The organism is Actinomadura viridis (assembly GCF_015751755.1).
GTDB lineage: Bacteria > Actinomycetota > Actinomycetes > Streptosporangiales > Streptosporangiaceae > Spirillospora > Spirillospora viridis.
Genome location: NZ_JADOUA010000001.1, coordinates 6,386,663 through 6,411,465, shown reverse-complemented (window position 1 = coordinate 6,411,465; position 24,803 = coordinate 6,386,663). Strand labels below are relative to the sequence as shown.

Annotated in this window: 14 protein-coding genes, 1 tRNA gene and 1 pseudogene; 6 read left to right on the top strand and 10 right to left on the bottom strand. The window is 70.4% G+C overall.

Annotated features, from left to right (window positions below):
• Positions 1-144 precede the first annotated feature (144 nt).
• The 5 genes from IW256_RS28995 to IW256_RS28975 all read right to left on the bottom strand — a co-directional run bounded on the left by IW256_RS28995 (position 145) and on the right by IW256_RS28975 (position 8,941).
• Entirely contained in the window at positions 145-3,657 is a 3,513-nt protein-coding gene (locus tag IW256_RS28995) for a WD40 repeat domain-containing serine/threonine protein kinase (RefSeq protein WP_197013965.1), read from the bottom strand.
• Positions 3,658-4,093: 436 nt separating this feature from the next.
• The gene (locus IW256_RS28990) at positions 4,094-4,981 is read right to left on the bottom strand and encodes a carbohydrate ABC transporter permease (RefSeq protein WP_197013964.1); all 888 of its coding nucleotides are present in this window, start codon (positions 4,979-4,981) and stop codon (positions 4,094-4,096) included.
• Positions 4,978-5,802 (bottom strand): carbohydrate ABC transporter permease, encoded by an 825-nt coding sequence (locus tag IW256_RS28985; protein ID WP_197013963.1) that lies wholly within the window; start codon positions 5,800-5,802, stop codon positions 4,978-4,980. Before IW256_RS28985 ends, IW256_RS28990 begins: the two co-directional genes overlap by 4 nt.
• Before the next feature lie 97 nt (positions 5,803-5,899).
• Positions 5,900-7,228: an ABC transporter substrate-binding protein gene (locus IW256_RS28980; RefSeq protein WP_197013962.1), complete on the bottom strand. Its 1,329-nt coding sequence runs from the start codon at positions 7,226-7,228 to the stop codon at positions 5,900-5,902.
• An 84-nt stretch (positions 7,229-7,312) separates the two neighbouring features.
• Positions 7,313-8,941, bottom strand: a complete 1,629-nt coding sequence (locus tag IW256_RS28975; protein ID WP_197013961.1) for an FAD-dependent oxidoreductase — start codon at positions 8,939-8,941, stop codon at positions 7,313-7,315.
• A 43-nt stretch (positions 8,942-8,984) separates the two neighbouring features.
• On the opposite strand from IW256_RS28975, the gene IW256_RS28970 reads away from it, so the two are divergent.
• The 3 genes and pseudogenes from IW256_RS28970 to IW256_RS28960 all read left to right on the top strand — a co-directional run bounded on the left by IW256_RS28970 (position 8,985) and on the right by IW256_RS28960 (position 15,177).
• Complete coding sequence (locus IW256_RS28970; protein WP_197013960.1) at positions 8,985-9,878, top strand: helix-turn-helix transcriptional regulator; 894 nt, start codon at positions 8,985-8,987, stop codon at positions 9,876-9,878.
• A 2,454-nt stretch (positions 9,879-12,332) separates the two neighbouring features.
• A pseudogene (locus IW256_RS28965) lies at positions 12,333-13,570 on the top strand (IS256 family transposase).
• A gap of 287 nt (positions 13,571-13,857) precedes the next feature.
• Positions 13,858-15,177 carry an SMI1/KNR4 family protein gene (locus IW256_RS28960; RefSeq protein WP_197013959.1) on the top strand — a complete coding sequence of 440 codons (1,320 nt, stop codon included), beginning with the start codon at positions 13,858-13,860 and terminating at the stop codon, positions 15,175-15,177.
• A gap of 409 nt (positions 15,178-15,586) precedes the next feature.
• On the opposite strand, the gene IW256_RS28955 is transcribed toward IW256_RS28960, so the two are convergent.
• Positions 15,587-15,663 (bottom strand) — tRNA-Arg (locus tag IW256_RS28955).
• A gap of 122 nt (positions 15,664-15,785) precedes the next feature.
• On the opposite strand from IW256_RS28955, the gene IW256_RS28950 reads away from it, so the two are divergent.
• From IW256_RS28950 to IW256_RS28940, 3 genes are read left to right on the top strand one after another with little or no spacing between them, the layout of a single operon-like run.
• Positions 15,786-16,580: a phosphotransferase gene (locus IW256_RS28950; protein ID WP_307829170.1), complete on the top strand. Its 795-nt coding sequence runs from the start codon at positions 15,786-15,788 to the stop codon at positions 16,578-16,580.
• On the top strand, positions 16,564-17,469 hold the full coding sequence (locus tag IW256_RS28945; RefSeq protein ID WP_197013958.1) for a cobalamin biosynthesis protein: 906 nt from the start codon (positions 16,564-16,566) through the stop codon (positions 17,467-17,469). The genes IW256_RS28950 and IW256_RS28945 overlap by 17 nt, the downstream gene beginning before the upstream one ends.
• Positions 17,466-18,953, top strand: a complete 1,488-nt coding sequence (locus tag IW256_RS28940) for a cobyric acid synthase (RefSeq protein ID WP_197016629.1) — start codon at positions 17,466-17,468, stop codon at positions 18,951-18,953. Before IW256_RS28945 ends, IW256_RS28940 begins: the two co-directional genes overlap by 4 nt.
• Here the strand turns inward: IW256_RS28940 and IW256_RS28935 are convergent.
• Genes IW256_RS28935 through IW256_RS28920 form a run of 4 tightly spaced genes read right to left on the bottom strand, consistent with a single transcriptional unit; the run spans position 18,950 to position 24,448 of the window.
• Positions 18,950-20,497, bottom strand: a complete 1,548-nt coding sequence (locus IW256_RS28935) for a hypothetical protein (protein ID WP_197013957.1) — start codon at positions 20,495-20,497, stop codon at positions 18,950-18,952. The two genes, IW256_RS28940 and IW256_RS28935, sit on opposite strands and share 4 nt — an antisense overlap.
• Positions 20,494-21,396, bottom strand: a complete 903-nt coding sequence (locus IW256_RS28930; protein WP_197013956.1) for an OmpA family protein — start codon at positions 21,394-21,396, stop codon at positions 20,494-20,496. Before IW256_RS28930 ends, IW256_RS28935 begins: the two co-directional genes overlap by 4 nt.
• Positions 21,393-23,876, bottom strand: a complete 2,484-nt coding sequence (locus IW256_RS28925; RefSeq protein ID WP_197013955.1) for an Hsp70 family protein — start codon at positions 23,874-23,876, stop codon at positions 21,393-21,395. The genes IW256_RS28930 and IW256_RS28925 overlap by 4 nt, the downstream gene beginning before the upstream one ends.
• The gene (locus IW256_RS28920; protein ID WP_197013954.1) at positions 23,873-24,448 is read right to left on the bottom strand and encodes a nucleotide exchange factor GrpE; all 576 of its coding nucleotides are present in this window, start codon (positions 24,446-24,448) and stop codon (positions 23,873-23,875) included. The genes IW256_RS28925 and IW256_RS28920 overlap by 4 nt, the downstream gene beginning before the upstream one ends.
• Positions 24,449-24,803 lie beyond the last annotated feature (355 nt).

Sequence of the window (24,803 nt, the reverse complement as noted above, 5' to 3'; positions counted from 1 at the left end):
TGAGCGGGGCGGCGCCGAGACCCTCGGCACCGCCCCGCTTCGCGTTCCCGGAGGCCGTCCCTCACCGGGTGAGAACGTCGAGCAGGGGTTCCGCCAACGCGTGCGGGCCGGCACCGTACGCGACGTCCTCGGGCTTCGCCGTGGTCAGCAGTTCCGGCGGTAGGGGACGTCGGGGATGCGCGCCTTCCATTCCGCCTCGGTCAGGGCGCCCGCCTTCCCGCAGAGCTCGTCGGCCAGCAGGCGTGGCGCGATGGTGTACCGGACGAACCTGCCGTCCTGACCGACGCTGATCAGCGCGGAGTCGTCGGGGGTGAACGTCATCGCGACGACGAAGTCGAGGTGGCCGGTCAGCGCGATGCCGAACTGGGTGCGGGTCCTGAGGTCCCAGAGTTTGATCTGGGCGGCGTCTCCGGTCCCGTGCGGGGTCGCGATCAGGCGGTCGTCGGAGGAGTGGGCGACGGGAGGCGGGCCCCCGCCGCCCGGGACCGATCCGGTCCGCAGGCCGTCTCCCCTGGGCCGCATGGTCCGCGCGTCGAAGGTGAGGATCCTGCTGGAGTTGGGCTCGGGGTGCTGGAACAGCGTTCTTCCGTCGGTGCTGAAACGGCTCAGCCACAGGTTCCGGGGGCCCGCCTTGATGGCCTTGCCGGAGGGGAACGCCAGCAGACCGGGCGACGGGGTGGCCAGGACCGCCTTCCCGTCCGGGTGGAACTCGACCGAGGTGGGCCCCTCCCGCATCTCGCGGATCACCTTCATGGTGGTCAGGTCCCAGTACTTGAGCACGGCGCTTCCTCGCTCGGTCTGGCGGCGGACCAGCGACCTGTTGCCGGGAGCGAAGTCCAGGCCCTGTGCGAAGTCCGACCCCAGCGTGCTCGTGGGAGGGACGGACGCGGGCAGGACGCCGAGCTTCGCTCTCTTGGTCAGGTCCCAGATCTCGATCTCATCGTCGATCTCACGGTGCCCCAGGGCGAGCAGGCGGCCGTCCCGGCTGAGCTTCAGCCCGACTCCACCGAGCGAGGTGCCCGGCACCGGCAGCTCGAAGCGTTCGGCCAGCGGTGCGGTGGACCAGATCTCGACCTTGTCACCGTAGGAGAGCGCGAGGGTCGAGCCGTCGCGGCTGGCGGCGGTCTCGCCGTACCCGTGTGCCGCCGCCAGCGCGGGCCTGGTGAAGTGCGCGACGTCCAGGGAGCGCAGGACGCCGTCGGGGCTGACGCATCGCAGCTCCGAACCGTTCGCCGAGAACCGGATGGTGCGCCCGGCGCACTCGTCCGGTGTGATCGGGTACCGGATGATGGGCTTGCCGTCGCCGATTCCGGACACCTCCCAGACGGTGAAGCCCGAGATGACGTACCTCCCGTCAGGGCTGAACCGCATTTCCGCCATCGGAGTGTCCGGCGAGCCCTTGAGGTCTTGATCCGGCCCCCTGCCCACCGAGACCAGACGCCCTCCCTGATCGTTCTGCAGGACGGCCCACACCCCGTCCGGACTGAAGCGGACCGGGGCGAGCGCGAGGCCCTCGCGGTGCAGATCGGGAACGGCGAGTCTCTTACCGGTGGCCAGGTCGATCCAGCCGACCCCGTCCTGACCGGACAGCGACAGCACGTTCTCCTCCGGGGAGAAGGACGGCCTGAGGTACTTGCCGGTCGCCTGTTCGAACACGCGTCGGCCGGTCCGGGTGTCCCAGACCGCGACTCCCTTCTCCTCGCCGCCGGGACCGCTCACCGCGAGGTAGGCGCCGGCCGGGCTGAGCTCCAGCTCGCCTTCGCGAAGGTCGCCCGCGGCCGGGTAGCGGTGGCCGTTGCGGAGCCGCAGCCCTGGCGCGTCCAGGACGATCGCCTGCCGGTCCCTCCCGGTGCGCAGCGCGACCGTACGGCCGTCTTCGGAGATGTCCAGCCGGTCGACGGAGGAGGGCGCCGTGTAGGAGGCGAGCCGTCGGCCCGTGTCGACGTTCCACAGGCTCACCCGGGTGCCGGACGCGGCGACCATGGTCCGCCCCGTGCCGTCCAGATCCGATACGTACACCTCGGAACCGGTGAGCTTGACGGCCCTGTTCTCCCACTGGTGCCGCACCGTCAGCAGCGCCGACCACGCCTCGGCCGTGCCGGAGATCGACCACGCCGCCACGGCCAGGCGCCGGGCCAGGTCCGGGTCGGTGCGGCGCACGGACATCGCGAGGCCGGCGATCTGGGCGGAGGCGGCGCGGTCACGCTGGCCGGCGACCGTCTGCCGCTGGTCGATCGCCACGGCGGCGGCACCGACCGCGATGACCAGCAGGACGGCCAGCACGGCACTGAGCAGGGCCCGGAAGCGGCCACGGCGGCGGGCCAGCATCGCCGCGGCCTCCAGGAAGGCGCGCTCGACGACGTTGAGGGTGAGCTGACGGCGTCCCGTCACGGCCCAGGACTGCGCCCGGGCCAGCGCCGTCCCCTGATAGAGATCGCTGTTCTTGCGGCCGTGGCCGTCCCAGAGCCGGGAGGCGCCGACGAGGTCCTGATGGACGCCCAGACCCGCCCGTTCGGCCTCCACCCACGCGCGCAGCCGGGGCCAGGACCTGATCAGCGCCGCGCCGGCGAGCGTGACCGACTCGCCTTCCCAGACCAGGATCCCGGCACCGGTGAAGCCGCGCAGGACCCGCTCCACGGCCTGCGCGCCGGTCTGGTCGTCGGTGAACTCGTCCCTGCGCGCCGAGCGCAGCGTGTCCTCGGCGCGCTCGCCCGGGGCGACCAGGCGCAGGAACACCCGCGGGACCGCCTCCCGCGCCGCCGGGTCGAGCCCCGCGAACACGGCCTCGGCCATCTCGGCACGGGAACGCTCGGCGCGCGCGGGCGTCCGCGTGGGAACGGCCTCGCCCGCGGCCTCGGCCAGGTTCACCCCACCGGCCAGGCGCAGCAGCAGGTCCTCCGATGCCGGCCGTTCGGCGGGGTCCTTGGACAGCGCCGCCGCCACCAGCGAACGCAGCGGTTCGTCGAGCACCGAAGTGTCGGGCTCGTGCGTGGCGACCTGAGCCGCGATGGCGGGGACGGTCTCACCGTCGAAGGCGGCGCGGCCCGTCGCGGCGAACAGGATGACGGCGCCCCAGCCCCACACGTCCACCTTGGCATCGCCACGCGACCCCCGATAGCGCTCGGGCGGCATGTAGCGCAGGGTGCCCTTGACCGCGCCGGTGGTGGTCGACAGGTCCTCGTTCCCGGCGATGCCGAAATCGATCACCCGGGGGCCGTCGGGGCCGAGCAGGATGTTCTCAGGCTTCAGGTCCCGGTGGACCACCCCCGCCTGGTGGATCGCCACCAGGGCCGTGGCCAGGCCGATCGCCAGCCGCCGGAGCTGCTCCGGCCCGTACCGGCCGTCCGGCCCCCCGACGGCCTGCCGCAGGTCCGGGCCCGCCACATACTCGCTGACCACGAACGGGACCGGACCGTCCAGGTCGGCATGGAGCACCTTGGTCGTACAGAACGGCGCCACCTTCCGCCACGCCGAGACCTCCCGCCGCAACAAGTCGCGGTCCCGGTCGCTCACGCCGTGCAGCGCCTTGACGGCCACCCGCTCGCCGCCCGGCCCGTAGCCCTCGTAAACGACCCCTTGGCCCCCCGCGCCGAGCCGTCCATCGAGATAGAAGGCTCCCAGCTGGCGCGGATCACCGGGAAGGAGCGGTGCGACCAAATCCATCCTCCATGCTTCGCCTCACGAAGAAGATCCTGACCCAGGACCAGATAGACGTCCCCGTCTTCTTGGAAGTTCTGGCCGGCCGCCGAGAAGTTCACAAGCCGTGGTCGCGGGAGTGTGTTCGACGAAGCGATCAGCCCGCAGGCGAAGCCGTGGCTTGCCTGGACTCGTGCCGAACCGGATGGACGTAGGTCTCCCCGATGACCGGAACGTCCGGCCGCGCCGCCGCCGCGGGTCTCGCGGATCGCGCATCCGTTCGGAACGGTCACCGGCGCACCCGATGGCGCAGGTGGAGCACCCGGTCGCCCCTCGGGACTTCAGTGATAAGACCATCGCCCAGTTGGTGGAGCTCCGCGGTCGGGGCAGGACGTCGTCCAGGTCGAAGAGGACGGCCTCCAGGTCCTGCCGAGGATCGGGAGCGATGGGGCGCTGCTCATTTGACGGCTCCTGCGGTCAGGCCGGCGACCACCTGGCGCTGCAGGAGGAGGAACAGTGCGATGGGGACCAGCATGATGATGGTCGCGCCGGCCATGGCGCCGGTGACGTTGTACCCGAACTGCGACTTGAAGCCGGCCAGGGCCAGCTGCACGTTGTGGTTGGACTGAGTGACGGTGAGCAGATTGGCGAAGAAGAACTCGTTCCAGATCTTCACGAACGCCACGACGCACACGGTGGCGATGGCCGGTCGCGACAGCGGCAGGATGATCCGCCGAAGGGTGGTGAAGTACCCGGCACCGTCCATGAGGGCGGCTTCTTCGACCTCCGTGGGCAACGACAGCAGGAAAGATCTCATCACGATGAAGGAGAACGGGAACTCCAGCGCCGAGTAGAAGATGACCAACCCGATGCGGGAGTCGAACATGCCGAGCTCGCGCACCACGAAGAACACCGGCGTGGCCAGCCCCACCAGAGGGATGGCCAGGGCCAGGGCGAACATGGCGACGAGGAAGTTCTTGCCGAGGAATGCGTAGCGGGCGAGCGGATAGGCGGCCAGAAACGCCACGGTGACGGCGCCGATCGTCCCACAGGTGGCGTACAGCAGCGTGTTGAGCACGTAGGTGTGCAGATGGATCTCGGTGAACGCGTCGATGTAGCCCTGGAAGGTCGCGGGAGAAGGGAAGAACCCCTTGCCCGAGTAGACCTGCGGGCCGGTCTTGAAGGAGGACAGCATCACCCACACGGTGGGCAGCAGCGACAGCAGCGTGACCACGGTAAGGAAGCCGTAGATGAGCAGCAGGGCCCACGAGCGCGGACGGGTGCGTCGCACGCCACGTCGGCGGCTGTCGGCGGGCGGCGTCGTGGCAGGCGGGGTGGCGGTCACAGGGCTCGCTCTCCGATCCGGAAGGCTCGCCGCACCGTGACGATGAGCGTGGCGCCCAGGATCAAGATCACGGAGCCGGCGGCGTTGGCGTAGCCCCACTGCCCTTGCACGTAGGCACGGTAGGCGTACAGGGCGAGAGTCGTGGTGGCGTTGTCCGGGCCGCCGGAAGTCAGGATGAAGACCAGGTCGAACATGCCGATGTCGACCAGGAGCCGGACGAGGATGACAGTGCCGATGATGTTGCGCAGCAGCGGCAGGACGATGAACAGTTGGCGCTGGATCAGGCTCGCACCGTCCACTTCGGCGGCTTCGAGGAGTTCGGTGGGGATCGCGGCCACCTCCGCTATGACGACCACGACCACGAACCCGATGATGAACACGAACGTGCCGGCCACGGCCCACCGGGCGGTACCGCTGTCGAAAAGCCAGTCATGCTGGCCGCCCGTGACGGGGGCGAGCAGGTTGTTCAGCAGGCCGTAGGACGGGTTGTAGAACATCGAGAACACCAGCGCGTACGCGGCCCCCGAGATGACGAACGGGATGAAGATGATCGTGCGGAAGACCTTCCAGCCCGGCACTTTCATGGCGAGGGTCATGCCGACCGCCACACCGAGCGGTACCTGGATGACCATGGATGCGCCGCAGTAGAAGAGCGTATTGCCCGCCGCCTTCCAGAACACCGGGTCGGAGAACAGCCGGCGGTAGTTGTCCAGTCCGGTGAACGCGAAGTCGACGCCGCCCCAGCGGGAGAACGCCGTAACGGCCAGCACGACGAGTGGCACCAGGAAGAACAGGGCGAACAAGACGAGGGCGGGCAGCAACGAGACGGCGACGTGGCCATGCATGCCGGTAGGGATGCGCGGCCCGGCCGCGGGCTTGGGCGCCCGCGGCCGAACCTTGTGCGTGGTTCTCACAGCTCTAGCTCCCCGCCGCGGACTCGGCGGCCAGGCGCGACAAGAAGGCCTTCGTGTCGATCTCGCCCTTGACGTAGGCGGGCCACAGGTTCTTCCACGCCGCATCGATGCCCCCGGGGCCGTGGACCCGTGCGTGGGGGAAGGTCTGGGCGACCCGAGGGATCTGGGTGACCAGGCGCGAGCTGAGCGGCTCGAGCCCTGCCGCATCGACGGTGGCGGCGGGCACCTTGACGGGCGGGTTGGAGCCCGTCGCCTTGGCCTGCTTGACCACCTCGTCGGTGGAGGACATGAACCTCACGAACGCGCCCACCGCTTCGAGCTTGGTCTGGTCGCTCGTACCCGACACCCAGCCGGCGCCCGAGACGACGATCAGCCCTTGTCCCGAGTCCCATCCGGGGGACGGGGCGGCATCCGTGACGTCGTACAGCCCTGGTGAGGCGTTTGCCGACTTCAGGTTGGTCTTGACGAACCATGGCCCGTTGGGGACGGCCGCGGCTTTGCCGGCCAGGTACTTCGAGGCGGCGTTCTGGAAGTCGCCGGAGAAGGAGTCGGCGTTCACAAAGCCCTTGGCCTGCCAGCCGCGAAGGCGCTCGGTGGCCTTGACGGCGGCCTGGTTGGTCGACCAGTCCTTGCTGGTGGCGATCTCAGAGGTGAGAAAGGCACTGCCCGCTGGTTGCGTGCCGATGAGGTTGGACCACATCAAAAGGGTCGCCCAGTCCCCGTCGAGTGCGATCGGGGTGGCGCCCGCGCCCTTGAGCTTGGCGGCCATGGCCTCGAAGTCGTCCCAGGTCGTGGGGAACGAGTCGTAGCCCACGCTCTTCAGGAGTTTCCTGTTGTAGAAGATCCCGATGGGATCCTGCTGCTGCGGAATGGCCCACCGTTGCCCGTCCCTGCCCGACAACGCGTCGAAGGCGCGGGGCTGGAACGAGGCGGCCCACTTCGCGTCGGCCTTGAGGTCGGGCGCGAAGTCGTGCAGCTTTCCCGTACCCGACAACGACTTGATCTCGGCGCTGTTCAGCTGGAAGACGTCGGGCAGGTCGTTGGCCAGCGCGAGGCGCTGGTAGTACTGCAACCTGGCGTCCCCGGAGCCGGCGTTCGCGTTCTGCAGCGTCTTGACGTGGTACTTGCCCTTGTTGGCCTCGTTGAAGCGCTGCGCTGCCTCGAAGTTGAACTGCAAGAACGGGTCGGTGGCAGACTTCTGGCAGGTCGCACAGGTGATCTCGATCTCTCCGGCGGCGTTGGTCGACCCGCCTTTCGAGGTTCCGCAGGCGCCGAGAACTCCCGCCATGAGGACGGCGGTCGTCGCGGCGGCGACGGTCTTGGTGATACGCATGGTCCGCCTCGCTTCTTCGTACGGGGTGGTTGGGGTGTTACGAGGAATGCAGGCCGAGCGCCAGCGCGCTCCAGTGGCGACCAGTCAGTAACCGACGATCTTCGGCCAGCGCCGCTCGACGCCGGCGGCGTCCAGTTCGGCCTGGAACTCGTCGAGCAGCTTGTCGTCGGCGCGGACCTGGGAGGGGGTGACGTCCCGGGCCGCGCAGAAGCCGATGAGGTGGCCGTCGACCTCGCCGATGTTCCACTCCACCAGGGGCATCCGGTAGGCACCGTTGGTGATGTGGGTCGTGCCGATGTTCTTCGCGCCGGCGAGCAGGTTGGTGACCCGCACCGGAATGAGTGCGCCCAGGGGCAGCTCGAAAGGGCAGCAGCCGATGTCGATGTAGGAGTCGCCGCCGGTGGAGGGATGCAGGTCGATGCGGTACATGCCGACCCCGACGCTGTCGCGGTGCTGCACGGCGCCGCGGTTCCCGCGGACCTCCAAGGAGATCTCCTGCTCGACGATCGTGTGCTCGGCCACGATGCGGCGCGACTCGCGGATGTAAGGCGCCTTGGCCAGCCCGTCGGGGCTGTCGCCCAGCACATCACCACGCAGACGCAGCCCCGGCCAGCCACTGCCGCCATCGGGACGCGGAGCGGCGGTCTGCAGCCAGTACAGCAGGCTCAGCGACAGCTCACGGGCCCGCTTCAGGTGGAACTCGACCTGCTCCGCGGGAACATCGAAGACGGGACCGTCCCAGTAGTCCACCTGCGGCCAGTTCACCAACGTGATGTCGGACTCGTAGGCATCGGGCAGGAAGTTCTGGGCCGCCGCGATGCGGCGGAAGGTCCACAGGTTGCGGTCCATGCGCCCCACCCGCTGGTCCGCGTAGTCCGGACGGATGAGCGTGTGGTCCTCGACGGGGTTCGGGAAGAACGTGTGGTGCGAGGGCGCGAGCGTCTTGGGATGGGGCGTGGTCAGCGACAGCCGGCCGCCCGGCGAGTCCGTCGCCGAAGAGGTCAGGAAGTATTCGTAGCTGTCGGGGCGCGCGATCGTGAAGTCCTCGCCCTCGACGTGGTCGAGGGCGAAGCACACCGAGATCGGCTGCATGTTGAGCGGGGCCGGCAGTTCCGGAGCGTGCGGTTCACCGGTGACATCCCGCGACTCGGCGCCGGTGACGTACTCGACGCCGGCCAGCGGCAGCAGGTCGCCGGTCTCCGTCGCATCGACGAACCAGGTGGCGCCCACCGTCGTAAGATCACCGGTACGTCGATTGCGTAGAGTGATCGACTCCAGCGTGTCGGGGTCCGTGTTCGTCACGGACACCGGCTCGTGCTCCATCAGTACCCGGATGCGCCCGGACGCCCGGTGCGGCGCGATGAGAGCCTCGATGACGGCGAGGGAGACGCGCGGCTCGTGGCAGAGGTCGGAGACCTTGGCGGAGCCGGGATTGAAGGCCACCGTGCGGCGGGCCGCCTCGGTCAAGGGGTAGTGCCGGCGGTAGTAGGAGCGAATGGCGCCACGGAACTCACGGTAGGTGGCTGTGCAGCCGAACTGCTCAATCCACACGTGCTCGTCGGGGGGGACCCCCTGGGTCGTCAGGACGCCGCCAAGCCAGTCGGTCGGCTCGGTCAGGACGACGCTCACGCCACGTCGCGCCGCCGCCAGTGCGGCCGAGACGCCGCCCAGACCGCCGCCGACAACGAGAAGTTGTGTCTCAATCTCGGTCATGCCGAGATCTCACCATTGGAAATGCGCCGGTAACATGGCCAGAGTGAGCAAGCCTGTGTCTGGAATTGATACCGCCTCCCGGCGCCTGAGAATCGTCAATTCCGTGGTCCACAGCGTCGTCCACCCCCCCGGCTCCCAAATCGGGCCCCGCGTGCAGGGCCATGTTCAGCTGATGCTGATCCATGCCGGAACGATGGTCGTGCACGTAGACGACCGCGCCCCGTACGCCGTCCCCGCGGGGCAGATGTGCATCCTGCTGCCCGGGCACACCGAGGTGATCGGCTTCGCCGAGGGCGCCGAGACCCGCCAGACGCTCGTACGCGGTGACCTTGACGAGCTCACCCCACAGATGAACCGGTGGCTGGAGGCAGTGCGCCCGACCAGACCGTTGTCCTCCGCCCTGACGTACATGGCGCGCGAAGCATTGATCACCGAACAGACCCGCCTCACCGCCCAGGGCGCACTGGTCGACGCGCTGGCCACGGCACTGCTGTGGCGCTTCATCGCCGAGTTCGAGAATCTGCCCGCCGCACTGCCGGCGCCCATCGAGGACGCCCGGCTGTTCATCCACCGCAACGTCCAGAGCGACATCGACCTGACGGCCATCTCCGCAGCCGCGAGGGTGAGCCCTGAGCACCTGGTGCGCTTGTTCCGTCAGCACATGAACACCACACCCATGCGCTACCTGTGGGACCGACGCGTCACTCACGGCATCGAGCTGCTGACCAGCTCGGGGCTGCCGGTCGGATCGATCGCGGCGTGCTCGGGCTTCAAGACGAGCTTCCATTTCGCGCGCAAGGTCAAGGAGGCCACCGGCCTGTCACCGACGGCGCTCCGCGCGTGCAACTGGTCCCAGCACTCAACGGACGCCAACGACGACCATCGACCGTCCCAGGCCGCTGCTCGATCCCAGGAGCGCGGAGAGGCGGGGGGATGACCGGACGGTCACTTGCCTGCACCTGCGGTGCGGCACACATGAGCAGTGGGTGTCCCACGTGATCGTCCCGTGTATGTTCCGGATCTTGATTTCCTGATCCCGGGGAGCCACCGCGTTGGCGGGGCAACTGTCGCCCTTGTGGTTCGTCGGCGCTGGTCAAGTCGGCGGAATATGCCCTTCCGCTTGGAGGCGCGCATGAGTCTCAGCGCGGACGGAGTCCAACCTGCCACGGTCATAACCGATCTTGTCCAGGTGGAGGCGTGCCCAGGTCAGGACTTGCGGGGTGGCGACGACCCAGAGCCTTTCGAGCGCTGCGGCTGCCTTCCTGCGCCGTTGGCGTGTGCTCCGTTCAGCCAACGGTCCTGGTAGGGGGTGCACGCATCGGCAAGCGCTCGGATATGCCGGGTGAAGTCCTCGCTGTCCACGGGCTCCGGTGGGCCGAACGGTTGACGCCGGCCAGCCATGAACCGGATCTGACCGAACGCTACGTCCATGAGGTAGCAGACTGCCTCGTCTGCGGTCGGTCTGCTTCTTCGCACGCGGCTGCCTCTCTGTTGATATCAGCCATCCTCACAGTCCCGGCCCTACTTCACATGCCTGCCAGGGGTGAAGTGCTCGTTCGCGTGAACGGCGAGAACTGGCGACAGAGCTTTTCGTGCGAATGGGTACGCCGAGACCATCGCACGCCCCGGGCACACGCCTGCGCTTCGGCCTCTGGAGCGAATTCGTCACGGGCCAGCTCGCACTTCCCACCGATACCGCCCCACTGCGTTGACCCCCAAGTGGCCCGCCCAGGCCGTACGAACGGCAAGAAACGTGAACCACAGGTCTCATACCGCCCGGCCCCCACATGCCCTGCTCACAGCAGGCGCGTTTTACTGCACGGCCGGCGCGTCGCCCGCACCGGCCCCCGCGGGTCCGTCGACGCTCATCGACCTGGCGTGGGCGCGGTTCACCTCCGTGAGCCGGTGAACAAGCGTGATCAGAGCGCGTAGCTCCTGGGAGGACGCCGCCGCTATCGTTTTCGACGCCGGCGATCACGACCGCTTTCGGTCGGCGCAGGGGTGACCACCCGCAGGTCTGCTCGGCTTGTCCTGGGGCGATGGCTGCGGGACGATTTGGCATTTCAACCCCTGAGGACCGTCACCGTAGGCGCTGACCTTCCCGGAGCCGGTGCGCCTACCGGAGGCATATTCGTACATTGGCTTCCTGGTTGGCTGTTGGTCCGGATGGTGGCGTGTGCTGAGTGACCGCCGTGAGTTGGGTGGCGCGGGTGCTGTCCATCTGTATCTGAACTCTCGCCGCATGTCTTCGAGATCCGGCTGTGTGACGATAGGCCGCATGACGCCGACTCGACAGGGCCATGCCGCGTAGGCGGCCATCCCGCTTGCGCGCCGAGATGCTGCTGGACCGGCATCGCAGCAACTGCTCGGAAGAGGTCTCGTGGTTCCCGGGCATGTCCGTACGAGGCCGGTTGGTCCTGGCCAGATTGGAGCACACGCGGCTGCATGCCGGAGAGGCGAGCGAAGCATGGGAAATCTGGGCCCATGCGGTTCGGCAACCTGAGCACCGCCTTTACGCGGCGCCGAGTGCCTCGTATCTCCCAGGTGTCCATGCCTATGACGCTGGTTATGACCTGACGTTGCCTGACTACTCGGTTGGTCCCTGGGACTGCAACAACCCGTACCGCGCTCGGGAAGTGCTGGAGATCGTGGCGTGCGCGCTCCCTCGTCGAGATGCGCAGAGGTTCCGGCGACGGCTGGGGGCGCTTGACGAACTGTGGTGATCCGGCGGTGGCGCGCACCCCGTGACCACCGTCAGCCGGGGAGCTGGCCGGCGGCTGCGCGGTGCGCGGCCGTCCGGGCGGTGACCTTCGGGACGGCGGAGGACGGGAGACCGTTCTTCACCAGCGGGGGAGGGGACTTCTCCGGCTCGGCCTACGCTCAGGGCTGGAAGCGGGCGCGGACGCTTGCGCTGACTCCTGATCAGTTGGGGCCGCCGTTGGCGGCTCGGCCGTACGATCTGCGCCATGCGGTGGTCTCGCTGAGACTCAACGCTGGAGTCCATGCACCTGAGGCGGGCGAACGGTTTGGGCATGGTGTTGACGTGATGCTCCGCGTGTACGCCAAGTGCATCGTCGGTCAACGGGACGTGGCCGACCAGCGCATCGAGGACGCGTTGGCGGCGTGTGATCACCTGCCGTGGGAGGCTCCGGAATCACTCCGGGGCCTCTCCGTTTTGGTGTGCTGACCTGCGGCGATGCGGCCAAGATCATTCCGTGTACGTTCCGGGAACGGGTCTACGCGGCTGCCCAGGTTGGCGCACGGCTGCGTACGGTTGCGTCCACGGAGGTGGTGTACGAGTTTGACCAGGTCAAGTGGCATGGCGTCGTGACGTGAGACGGCCACCGCGTGAATCCTTCGTATCGACCAAGATCAGAAGGAGAGGAACGCGATGGCCGCCGACAACAGTGTGGACCCTGGGAGCTGGCTGGCCGAGCAGATCGGCGCGTGTGAGCCCGATGTGTTGCGGTCGCTGGTCAAGACGATGGCCGAGGCGCTGATGAGCGCGGAGGCCGGCGCGGTCTGCGGCGCCGGCTACGGGCAGCGCTCGGACGGGCGGGTCAACCGGCGTAACGGGTATCGCTCCCGAGACTGGGACACCCGCGCCGGGACAGTTGAGCTGGCGATCCCGAAGCTGCGGACGGGGTCCTACTTCCCCGAGTGGCTGCTGGAACGCCGCCGCCGGGCCGAGCAGGCCCTGGTCAGCGTGGTGGCCACCGCCTAACTGCTCGGGGTCTCGACCCGGCGGTGGACAAGCTGGTGGAGCAGATGGGCATCAAGGGCATCTCCCGCAGCCAGGTGTCGGAGATGTCGAAGGTGCTGGACGCGCAGGTGGCCGCGTTCCGTAACCGTCCGTTGGAGGCCGGGCCGTATGCGTTCGTGTGGGTGGACGCCCTGACCCAGAAGGTCCGGGAGGGCGGCCGGATCGTGAACGTGCACGTGCTGGTGGCCACCGGTGTGAATGCCGACGGGCACCGCGAGGTCCTCGGCGTCGAGGTCTCCTCGGCCGAGGACGGCGCCGGCTGGCTGGCGTTCCTGCGCGGGCTGGTGGCCCGCGGCCTGTCCGGGGTCCAGTTGGTCATCTCCGATGCGCACCGCGGCCTCGTCGAGGCGATCGGATCGACGCTACCGGGGGCGTCCTGGCAACGCTGCCGGACGCACAACCTGCGCAACCTGCTGACGAAGGTGCCCCGGTCGGCGCAGCCGTGGGTGGCGACGCTGGTGCGCACCATCTTCGACCAGCCCGCCGCCGAGGAAGTGGCCGCCCAGCACGCCCGGGTCGTCGACTCCCTGAACGCCAAACACCCGGACGCGGCTGAGCACCTGGACGAGGCCAGGCCCGATCTGCTGGCCTTCACCGGCTTCCCTCGGCAGATCTGGCGGCAGATCTGGTCGAATAATCCCCAAGAGCGGCTGAACAAGGAGATTCGCCGGCGCACGGACGTGGTCGGGATCTTCCCTGACCGCGCCGCGATCGTCCGGCTGGTCGGGGCGGTGCTGATGGAACAGACCGACGAATGGGCCGAGGCCCGCCGTTACATGGGCCTGGACTTCCTCGCCAAAGCTCGCCTGCGTGTCATCGAAGACACGCCCGAACCCAAGATCGACCAGCGAGAACTCACCGCTTAACCTGCAGAAACAGGATCACGCGGAGATCAACTCATACACCACTCCGCTGGACGTGACCCATCGGACTGCGCGTTCATACCCCTCATCAGCGGTCTGCCGATGCCTTCGAACCTGGTGGCATCACCTTTTCGATCATGGATCCACTGGGGGGCGAGAGCCATGCCAGATCCAAAGGCCGGGGGCCCGTCTCCGGGCCACGAAGAAAGTAACGGGGGGCCAAGTCTGTCAGTCATGGTTGCGATGATGCGTTCTGGACGGACCTCGCGGTCGAGGGTGGAGGTGGCGAGATGGAACGCCGACAGTGGCGACCGATGCTTGAGCGATGGAGCGAGGACTGGATCTCGGCGCGCAGGTCCGGTCCGGGCCCGCCGCTGGACGAGGAGGTCGTCCGCACTGGCTGGCTGGGGTTCGAGCCGGCGACGCCGGAGCGGATCGCGGAGGCTCAGGAGCGGCTGGGGTGCACATTGCCGCCTTCACTCCGCGAGTTCTTCCTGGTAACCGATGGATGGCGAGATGCAGGCCCTTTCGTGTACGGGCTGGCCGGGACGGGCGAGATCGGATGGCTGCGTGATCTGGACGCCCACTGGATCGACAGCTTCGGGGAGGCCTACGACGACGGCGCGGACGATGAGTGGGCGGTGTCGCCGCTGCTGCGTCGTTCCCTGCAGATCTCCACCGACGGCGATCTGACGGTTCTGTTCCTGGATCCGGAGGATGTCAACGAGGCTGGTGAATGGGCCGCTTACCAGCTTTCGTCCTGGTCGGGTATGGGGCCGGAGCGGTACGAGTCGTTCCGGGAGCTCATGTACGACCTGTTCGTGTCCGTCCATCGACTGGAACGGCCCCAGGGCACTACGCGGCGCGAGCTGGAGGCCGAGGTCGAGCAAGCGCGGCTGGCGGCTCTGCACGGCGAGGTCGACGGGCCCCTGGAGACCTTTACCGAGGCCGCACGTTTCGGCCACGAGCAAGCCGAACTGATGCAGGTTCAGATGCAGATCATGCTCGGCGAGATGCACGCGCCCAGCCGCCTGGCACCCCCGGCCGTCGGCAGGGAACCGCTCACTCGACATCCGATGTTCGAGCGCGAGTTGCTACCGCTGCTGCTGACCGAACAGCTCCGGTCGGAGGTAGGACTCCCCGTCTCGCAGAACGTGATCCGCTCCCCAGATCACCACAAGCACCCGCCGGCGCAGATGCTGCCGCTGCAGCAGATGATCGCCGACTACCGGGCGAAGACACGCAGGACAGACTTCCGCCTGGACTTCGGCGAACCGACCTTCGACCGGGCGGTTCAGACCGTACTCGGCCGGCTCCGGCAGGCCCCTGCCATTCGCGACCGGGAAGGCTTCGTGCAGCCCCGGCCGCGTAGCATCTACCCGTTCCCCACGGTGGGCGAGTCGATGCTCCCCGTCCACAGCGTGGGTCCGGCCGCGCAAGAGGCCCTCGACCAGGCATGGCAGGAGCTGCGAGCCGCAATCCCGCTGTGGCGGCCACTCAGCCACGACCACATCGCCCCCATCATCTTGCGTGCCGATCCACTCCTCACCCTGATGATCACTCCTGAACGCGGGCGAGAGATCCTCGCCATTCCTCGCTCCGGTCAGTAAGGACGACGCCCTCAGGTAAGGACGGCGCCGGAGGCAACAGGGAGCATCACGAGACCTTGATCTTGTCGCCGGACACTGGCGCAGTGCCGTTACAGTCTGGCCGAGCCAACTTCCTGCTTCTCTGGCCAGTGTGGTCGCTCACCAGCACCCTTTGGCATGGGTGAGACTGTCCGGCGGTTCTGGGCAACGGCCGGAGTCAGGGCCACGCGGGGCTTCGTCGACTTAGTGACTGTTGCCGACCATCGAGCGCCCGAGGGCTGGTCTGCGATCCATGTCTTGGAGGCGAAGGGGTGCCGGTTGTCGCTGGGTTGGTTCCGGCGAGCGAACATGGAGCCACGTGGGGTGACGTAGTGGGGCATACCTGGCGTCGTGTGACTGGGTGGTCACTGGCGTTTTCGCAGGTCAGAGGTGGCGCGCCCAGAGGGATTCGAACCCCCGACCGTCGGTTTAGAAGACCGATGCTCTATCCGGCTGAGCTATGGGCGCCTGCTGGGTGCTGAGTGTAGAGCGCGGACCGTGGTCTTCGCACGGGTGTATCCGTGAAGGCGTGCCTGGCTGTGGGCCTGAACCGGCCACGGAGGAGTCGGGAAAGCCATATCTTCTTAGCCGTGGCGGTCAATGTTGAGATGCCGCTCTCCGGTGGGGATGTGACGGAGGGCATCGTGCGGCTGGGTGACACCGTGCGCCGGCCGTACCGGGCGCACACTCCGGCGGTGCACGGGTTGCTGCGGCATCTGGAGATGGTGGGGTTCGACGGGGCGCCGCGGGTGCTCGGGGTGGACGAGCTGGGGCGTGAGGTCCTCAGCTGGGTGGAGGGGGAGACTCCTCCGCGGCCTCTGCCCGGGTTCGCGGTGACCGATGAGGCGCTGGCGGGCGTGGCGGGGCTGCTGCGGCGCTACCACGAGGCGGTGGCGGGGTACGAGGCGCCGCCGGACGCGCCGTGGGACATGGCGGCCTCGCGGCTGGACGGGGAGCCGGAGCTGATCGGGCACTGTGACGTGACGCCCGAGAACGTGGTGTTCCGGCACGGGCGGCCGGTGGGGCTGATCGACTTCGATCTGGCGCGGCCGACGACGCGGTTGTACGACGTGGTGACGACGTTGCGGCACTGGGCGCCGATCGCCGATCCGGGTGACCGGGACTGGCGGCTGTGCCGGGTGGACGTCGGCAGGAGGCTGCGGCTGTTCTGTGACGCCTACGGGTTGGACCGTGACATGAGGCGGCAGGTGCTGCCGGCGGCGCGGGTGCGGTTCGAGCGGTCGTACGAGGCGATGCGGACGCGGGCCGAGGTCGTCGGGGGAGCGTGGGCGCGGATCTGGCACGGGGGCGCCGGGCCGCGGATCCGGCGGGCGCAGGACTGGCTGGACCGGCACTGGGACGAGCTCGATGCGCGCCTCGTCTGACACGGCGCGGGGCCTGCTGCTGGGGGTCGCCCTGGACGCGGTCCTGGGGGATCCGCGCCGGGGCCATCCGGTGGCAGCGTTCGGGCGGGTCGCGAGTGCTCTGGAGAAGGTTCTCTACGCCGACTCGCGTAGCCGGGGCGTCCTCTACGCGGGGGTGCTCGTGGGCGGCGCGGCCGGGGCCGGTGCGGTGGTCGAACGGCTGACCCGGGGGCGGCCTGCGTGGCGGACGGGGGCCACCGCGGTCGCGACCTGGGCGGTTCTGGGCGGGACGTCCCTGGGACGGGAGGGGCGGGTCATGGCGCGGCTCCTGGAGGAGGGCGACCTCGAGGGGGCGCGGGGGCGGTTGTCCCATCTGTGCGCCCGTGACCCGGCGGGGCTGGACGCCGCGGCGCTGGCGCGCGCCACCGTGGAGTCGGTCGCCGAGAACACCTCGGACGCGGCCGTGGCGCCGCTGCTGTGGGGGCTGGTCGGGGGAGTGCCGGGGCTGCTGGCCTACCGGGCGGCCAACACGCTGGACGCGATGGTGGGTTACCGGAGCCCGCGGTACGAGAGGTTCGGGTGGGCTGCGGCCCGGCTCGACGACGTCCTCAACTGGGTGCCTTCGAGGGTGACGGGGTTGCTGGTGGTGGTGTGCTCGGGCCGGAGCGAGGCGTGGCGGGTGCTGATGAGGGACGGCGGGAACCATCCGAGCCCCAACGCGGGACGGTGCGAGGCCGCCTTCGCGGGCGCTCTCGGCGTGCGGCTGGGCGGTGCCAACGCCTACGGGGGTCGGGTCGAGCGGCGTCCCGAGATGGGGGACGGGCGGGCGCCCGAGGTCCGGGACATCCGGCGGGCGGTGCGGCTCTCGGCGATGGTGACCTGGGCGGCGGGGGCGCTGTGCGCGCGGTGAGCGGGGCGCTGCTGGTCGCGGGGACGACCTCGGACGCGGGCAAGAGCGTGGTGACGGCGGGGCTGTGCCGCTGGCTGGCGCGGCAGGGCGTGAAGGTGGCGCCGTTCAAGGCGCAGAACATGTCGCTGAACTCGATGGTCACCGCGGACGGCGCGGAGATCGGGCGGGCGCAGTACACGCAGGCCCTGGCGGCCGGGGTGGAGCCCCGCGCGATCATGAACCCGGTGCTGCTCAAGCCGGGCAGCGACCGGCGCAGCCAGGTGGTGGTGCTGGGGCGGCCGGTGGCCGAGGTGGACGCCCTGCAGTACGGGGCGCACAAGGAGCGGCTGCGCGGGGTGGTGGCGGAGAGCCTGGCCGAGCTGCGCGCGGGGTACGACGTGGTGATCTGCGAGGGGGCGGGGAGCCCCGCGGAGATCAACCTGCGGGCCGGGGACATCGTCAACATGGGGCTGGCGCGGGCCGCGGACCTCCCGGTGATCGTGGTGGGGGACATCGACCGGGGCGGGGTGTTCGCCTCCCTGTACGGGACGGTGGCGCTGCTGGACCCGGCGGACCAGGCCCTGATCGCGGGATTCGTGATCAACAAGTTCCGTGGCGCGGTGGAACTGCTGGAGCCCGGCCTGGACCGGCTGGCGGGGCTGACCGGGCGCCCGACGCTGGGGGTGCTGCCCTGGAGGATGGGGCTCTACCTGGACTCCGAGGACACCCTGGCGCTGGACGCCCCGCGGGCCGACGCCGGGGCTCCGTACGGGAGGCAGGTGCTGCGGGTGGCGGTGGTCCGTTTCCCGCGCATCTCCAACTTCACCGATCTGGACGCCCTGAACTGCGAGCCCGGCGTGGTCGTCCGGTACGCGGCCAGTGCCGGGGACCTGGCCGAGGCGGACCTGGTGGTGCTGCCGGGGACGCGGGCGACCGTGGCCGATCTGGCCTGGCTGCGGGAACGGGGGATGGCCGGGGAGATCGTCCGGCGTGCCGCCGAGGGACGGCCGGTGCTGGGCGTCTGCGGGGGGTTCCAGATGCTGGCCCGGAGCATCGACGACGAGGTCGAGTCGGGTGCGGGCGCGGTCGAGGGCCTGGGGTTGCTGCCGGCGCGGGTGGTCTTCCAGGGCGAGAAGACGCTGGGACGGCCGCGGGGGCGGGCGTACGGGGAACCGGTCGCCGCCTACGAGATCCACCACGGGATCGTGGACGTGGAGGGCGGGGAGCCGTTCCTGGACGGGTGCCGCGTCGGGGCCGTGTGGGGCACCACCTGGCACGGGGCGCTGGAGAACGACGGGTTCCGGCGCGCGTTCCTGGCCGACGTGGCGCGGCGGGCGGGCCGCGACTTCACCCCGGCGCCGGACGTGTCGTTCGCCGCGCTGCGCGAGGCCACCCTGGACGCGCTGGGGGACCTGGTCGAGGAGCACCTGGACACCGGGGCGATCCTGCGGCTGATCGAGGAGGGCGCCCCCGCCGGGCTCCCCGTGGTTCCGCCGGGCGGCTAACCGCCCGCGTCGGGGGGCTTCTCGCCGAACGCCCAGCCCGCCGCGAGCTGTTCCTTGATCGGCGGGAACTCGCGCAGTGAGGCGAGCTGCCCGGGCGACAGGCCGTTGTTCCCGGCGAGGCCGGCGACGGTGAAGAAGCCGACGAGGTCCAGGACGAGCAGGACGATCCCGCCCGCGACCATGCCGGCGGTCAGCATCCAGATCCCGAGCACCAGCACCACGATGTTGGTGGTGCAGCCCACGCCCCATACGTTCCTGGTCCGGCGGTGTCCCGTCTCGGCGCAGGGGGCGCAGCGCGGCACCCGGACGACCGTCTTGCGCCAGGTGGTCTGGATCTGCCGCGCGTTGTAGCCGCGGGCGACGACCCTCCGCTGCACCTCGCCGTGCATGGGCTGCTCGTGGACCGCCCCGTCCTCGCTCGGGCGCTCCTTGCAGAACCAGCAGGTGGTGTGGACGAGGTTCTGGCGGACGGTGGCGAGGTTGCGTTCCACGTGGGCCCGGTTGGCCTCGGTGGCCGCGGTGTCCAGGGCCCGTTCGAGGAGCGGCAGGGCGGCGGGGAAGTCGCCGGTCTCGTTGACGTAGAGGACGGCGCAGCGCATGGCGTGCGCGGCCACCTCGTCCTGGATGCCCTGGAGGAGCGAGTCGCCCGGGGGCAGGACCGCCTCCAGGCCGGCGAGTCCGGGCGCGGCCTGGTCGAGGACGCGGGCGGCCTGCTCGGCGCCGCGGGACGGCTCGGCGGTGGCCTTGGCGAGGGCGGCCTCCCCCAAGCTCCTGAGCCGGGAGGTGTCGGTGCCGGCCGCGTCGCGCAGAGCGGTGGTGACCAGGGCGTCGGGGAACCCGCAGCGGGTCATGAGGTCGGCGTGCCAGGCGGCGTCGGCGCCCCCGTCCTCCCGGGCCACCCGTACCGCCAGCCGGGCGCTGACCGACAGCAGCGCGGCGGGCAGGCGGTCGCGCAGGTCCCGGGCCGTGCCGGAGCCCAGCCGCGGGTCGGCGGCCCTCCTGGCGCGTTCGGTGACCAGATCCCAGAACGCCGCGTCGTCCAGGACCGCCGACCAGGCCGTCAGCGCGCGCCGCCAGAGGTCGCGGCCGGTGGCCGGGAGCCCGTCGGCGTCGAGCGCGCGGGCGTGGAGGAGGACGGCCAGGTTGTGCCGGGCGACGGCGGCGGCGGGGCCGGAGCCCGCTCGGCCCCACACCCGCTCGGCCCGGTCGGGGGCGCCCGCCCGCAGGGCGTCCAGGCCCTCGTCCGGGTCGCCGTCGGGCGCGGGCCAGAACCAGAAGAGCTCGTCCTGCAGCCGGGCCACCGGGTCCCGCAGGCGCTGCATCGCCTCCCGGGCGGCGGCGAGGTCGGGCGGCGGGACGAGCGGCAGCAGCGGGGAACTGGGGTCGGGATCGGTGCCGAGCCGCGCCTTGACCTGGAGTTCCTCCGAGCGCCGCCGGATGTCGCGGGCGGTCGCGTCCACCCCGAGCCCGGCGACGCGGAACGGGTTCTCCCGGTACAGGTCCGGGCCGACCCGGGAAAGGAGGCCGGCCGCCGTGCCGCTCATCGGGGACCCGCCGCGGAGACGCGCAGGCTGACCGTGCGGTTGCGGGCCGATCCCGCGTCCGGGAACGGCGGCATCATCCCGGCCAGGGTGGACACGGTGAACCGGTCGGTGGGGATCCGCGCCGAGGCGCGCAGCACCTCCCGGACGACGCCGGCGCGGACGGTGCCGAGCTCGACGTTGCTCGCGTACTCGCCGCCGGGCCGGACGGCGCTGCGGTCGGTGTGTCCGATGAGGGTGACGGAGACCCGGTCGCCGTACGGCCGCAGCCGCGCACCGAGGGCTTCGAGGACGGCCCGGCCGCCAGGCGAGAGGGTCGCGCCGTCGCGGAACAGGCCTCGTTCGAAGGTGACGGCGATCTCGCCGGGCGAGCGCCGGACGCGGACGCCCGCGCCGTCCAGGCGCAGCCCGGCCAGGACGGCGCCGCTGGAGGCGGACGGCGACGGCGGCGCGGGGGCGGGCGGCGCCGTCGGCGGAACGGCCGCCGGCCGCGGTTCGCCGTCGTCCGCCCACAGGTCGGCCAGCATGACGAACGCCAGGAGCGCCACGACCGCGGCGCCGGCGCGCCCCGCGAATCGGGAGGTCAGGACCCGTCCCGGGAGGCCGCCGCCCGCGTGCCCGCCGTCGCGGAGCGCGGCGACGCGGCGCCGCCCCGCGGCGATGGCGCGGTCGCCGGGGGCCAGCCGTTCGGCCTCGGCCCAGCACCGGTCGGCCTCGTCGAGCCGGCCCCGCTGCGCGTGGATGCGGGCGCGCAGATCGAGGACGGCCGCGCTCGGCTCCCCCTCGTCCCAGGCGCCGTCCAGCAGCTCCTCGGCCTCGGTGTAGCGTCCCGCCCGTGCCAGTTCCCGCGCCTGGGCCAGGGCCACCTCGCGGACCGCGAGCGGCGCCGCCGGCCCGCTCATCGGCCCCGCCGGACGGTGCTGAACGGGTCGGGCGGGGGCGGCGGGGTCGGCAGCAGATCGCCGAGCGCGGCGTTGACCTGCCGGAGCGTGCCGAGGTCGTGGGACTGGGCCGCGCGCCGCCCGGTCGCGATCAGCTGCTCGGCCTCCTGCTGGTCGCGCATCTCCGGTTGCAGGGTGCGCAGCTCGTCGAAGGCGAGGAACACCAGGTCACCGGACTCGTCCAGCACCTGGAGCGCCAGCGTGCGCATCTCCTGGACGCGCTGGCGGAGCAGGTCGGCGTCGTGCGCGGTGATGGCCTCCTGGATCGCCGCCTCGGTGGCCTGGAGGGGGCGATGATGGTTCGCGTTCCCGCGCTCGCGGACGAGCTCACGGACGGTCCGGGTGATCTCTCGCGCCTCCTGGACCAGCCGCGGCCATTCCAGTTCGTCCTCGGCCTCGTCGGTCGCGGCCCTGAGGTCCAGCAGCCGCCTGCCGGCCGAGGTCGCCGCGTCCGGGTCGACCCGGGCGGCGTCGACCAGCGCGTCGAGGTCGGGGACGATGCGCTCGGCGTCGATCCGGGCCAGCACCTCGGCCGCGCGCGGGTCGCCGAGCTCGGCCGCCTGCCGCCGGACCGCCTCCAGCCTGCGCTTCTCGGCGGCGGCGTCCGCGGCCAGCGAGGCGTGATCGGGGACGGTCTCGGTCTGCAGGTTGATCGCGTGCTCGAACTCCTCGTCCAGGATCGGAACGTAGGCCCGCGCGATCACCAGCCGGGACTCGTCGATCACGATGATGAGGTCGATCTCGCTGCCCTCGGGCACGTCCCGCCGGACCTGGTCGGGCTCGACCTCCAGCCGCCCGATCCGCCGGTTGCGGTCGGCGCGGTGGTGCTCGCCCTCCAGCACCGGGATCCGGATCATGCCCTCCCCTCTGCCGCGGCTGACCCCGATCGTGGTTCTCAGCGCGATCCGGCGCCTGGCGGGCAGCGGGGTGCCCCGCCTGATCAGCCATTCCACCTCGTTGTCGGCGAGCCCGATCCCGACCGAGTGGGTGAGCGGCGGCTGGGTGTCGACGACGCCGACGGTGTAGGCGAGCGTGGCCGGGGTGATCGCCCGCCGTCGCCCCGCCGCGTCGGTCAGCTCGATCTGGAAGGTGTTGGTCCGGCCCCGCTCGGCGAAGAGCGTGGCGGTGAACGTGCCGTCGGCCGGCAGGGCGATGCGTCCGCTGCGCCAGGGCGGCCTGGACTCGGCGTTGATGAACTCCACCGCGCATCCGTCCAGGCCGTCGCCGGTCACCCGGCCCCCGACGAACGGTTCGGGATCGGGTCCCATCGGGCGGTACTCCAGCTCGACCCTGTACTCGCCGCGGGGCGGCGGGGAGGCGGGCGCGGCGGTCCCGAGCCTCTGGCCGCCGGCGAAGACGGCGGCGCCCCGCGCGACGACGGTGATGGGGTCCTGGCTGTGGTCGAGCGCGATGCCCAGGCCCTCGCGCGGGTCGGCCAGCCGCTCGCGCAGGTAGGGCGAGAGGGTGGGCCCGCCGACGAGCAGGACCCTTTCGACGTCGCCGGGGCCGATCCCGCTCTCCGCCAGCGCCTTGCGGCACAGGTTCACCGAACGGACGATGAGCGGCTCGGTCAGCCGTTCCACGTCCGCCCGCGCCAGGTCGTACTGCAGCTCGAAGAGCCGGCCGTCGTCGTCCCGCAGCTCGACCAGGATCTCGGCGGACTCGGCCCGGGACACCTGGATCTTGGCCTCCTCCGCGGCCATCTTCAGCTTGCTGATCTCCTTGAGCCAGCGCGGGTTGCCGCGGCGCAGGTCGGTGAGCCGGTGCTCCCGGGTCACCGCGGGGACCAGCAGCCGCTCGACGATCGCCCAGTCCAGCAGCTTGCCGCCGAGGAAGTTGTCGCCGCGATGGTTGACGACGTTGAACTCGCCGTCCCGCATGTTGATCACGGCGGCGTCGAACGTGCCGCCGCCGAAGTCGTACACCAGCCAGAAGGCGTTCTCGGCCTCGGCCTGGAACCCGTGGGCCAGCGCCGCCGCGGTGGGCTCCTGCAGCAGCGGGGCGTTGACGAGCCCGGCCAGCCCGGCCGCGCGCTTGGTGGCGTCGCAGGCGCTCAGGTCGAACGCGGCCGGGACGGTGATGACCGCCGAGGTGATGTCGGTCCCGGTCCGCTGGGCGACGTCGCGCCGCAGCGACTTCAGCACCTCGGCCGACAGTTGCTCGGGCTCCATCGTCCGGTCGCCGGCGGGGAAGTGCTTGGGCTGTCCCGTGGTGCCCATCCTGAGCTTGAACTCGACGCAGGTGTTCTCCGGATCGAGTTCGTTGCGTGTTTTCGCCGCCCGCCCGACGTACAGCCGGCCGCGCCGGTCGACCATCACCGCCGAGGGGGTGGTGTCGAAACCGTCGTTGTTCTTGATGATCTCCGCTTCGACGCCGTTGAGCCTGGCGATGGCGCTGTTGGTGGTGCCGAGGTCGATTCCGAAGTCGATCGTGTCGCTCATCGTGTGCGTGCTTCCTCCGCTCCGGCTGGCGGGGTTTCGGGCGGGTCCGGAGTTCCCACGATCACCTGGCCCATCTGGATGTGCCGGTCGCCCAGGTAAACGGTCGGCCGGACGGTTTCGATGATCTCTTCGCGCCGCAGCCCGGGGGTCGGCTGAAAAGCCACCACGCTCAATGAGAGTCCCGGATCGTATGGTTCGTTCAGATGGTCCAGTATTTCGACGCCCGCGTCCGTCAACGCGTCCCAGGCCGTTTCGAGGTGGCGGAACACCGCCCGCGGCGCGTCCTCCAGCCGCGACATCCGGTTGCGCAGCCGCCAGAGGCTCGTCGCGACGTCGGCGACCGATCGGCCGGGGAGCCCGTCCGGCGTGGCCGGTCCCGCCGGGGCGGAGGGCTCGGGGGCCGGTGGATCGTCCTCGTCGATCGCCTGCGCGAGGGGCTCGGCGCGTGCGAGTTCGGTGAGGGCGGCGAGGGCTTCCCTGGGCCAGGCGGACGCCTGGATTCTGAATTCCGGAGGGTGCCGCCATTGCCGGAGTGCGGCCCCGGCCCCCGACAGAACGCGCGCCCTTCCCATGCCCGTGACTTCCTCCTGATCATGGCTGATGCGGACGCCGATTGTGTCGCCGGGCAGGGCGGATGTCCAGGGCGGATTTCCTTGTGTCAGCGCAGCGCGTGGGGCATCGCGATGGGCGGGTGGCGGCCCTGCCGGTCCGGTCGGCCGGCACCTGGTCGCCCGCCTTCCTCATGCGACCTTGGTGGTTCCATTCGGTCCGGTGGCGGGGAGCGGTCGGAGGAATCCGGGGGCGATGAATGGCCCATTGCCTCCTGGCCGGATCCGGTCATTCAAGCCGGTGGAATTCATCGCACGGCGGGTCCCGGTTGCCCGTCCCTTATTTACCTTCTTTCCCTTACGTTACTTCTGTCTGATA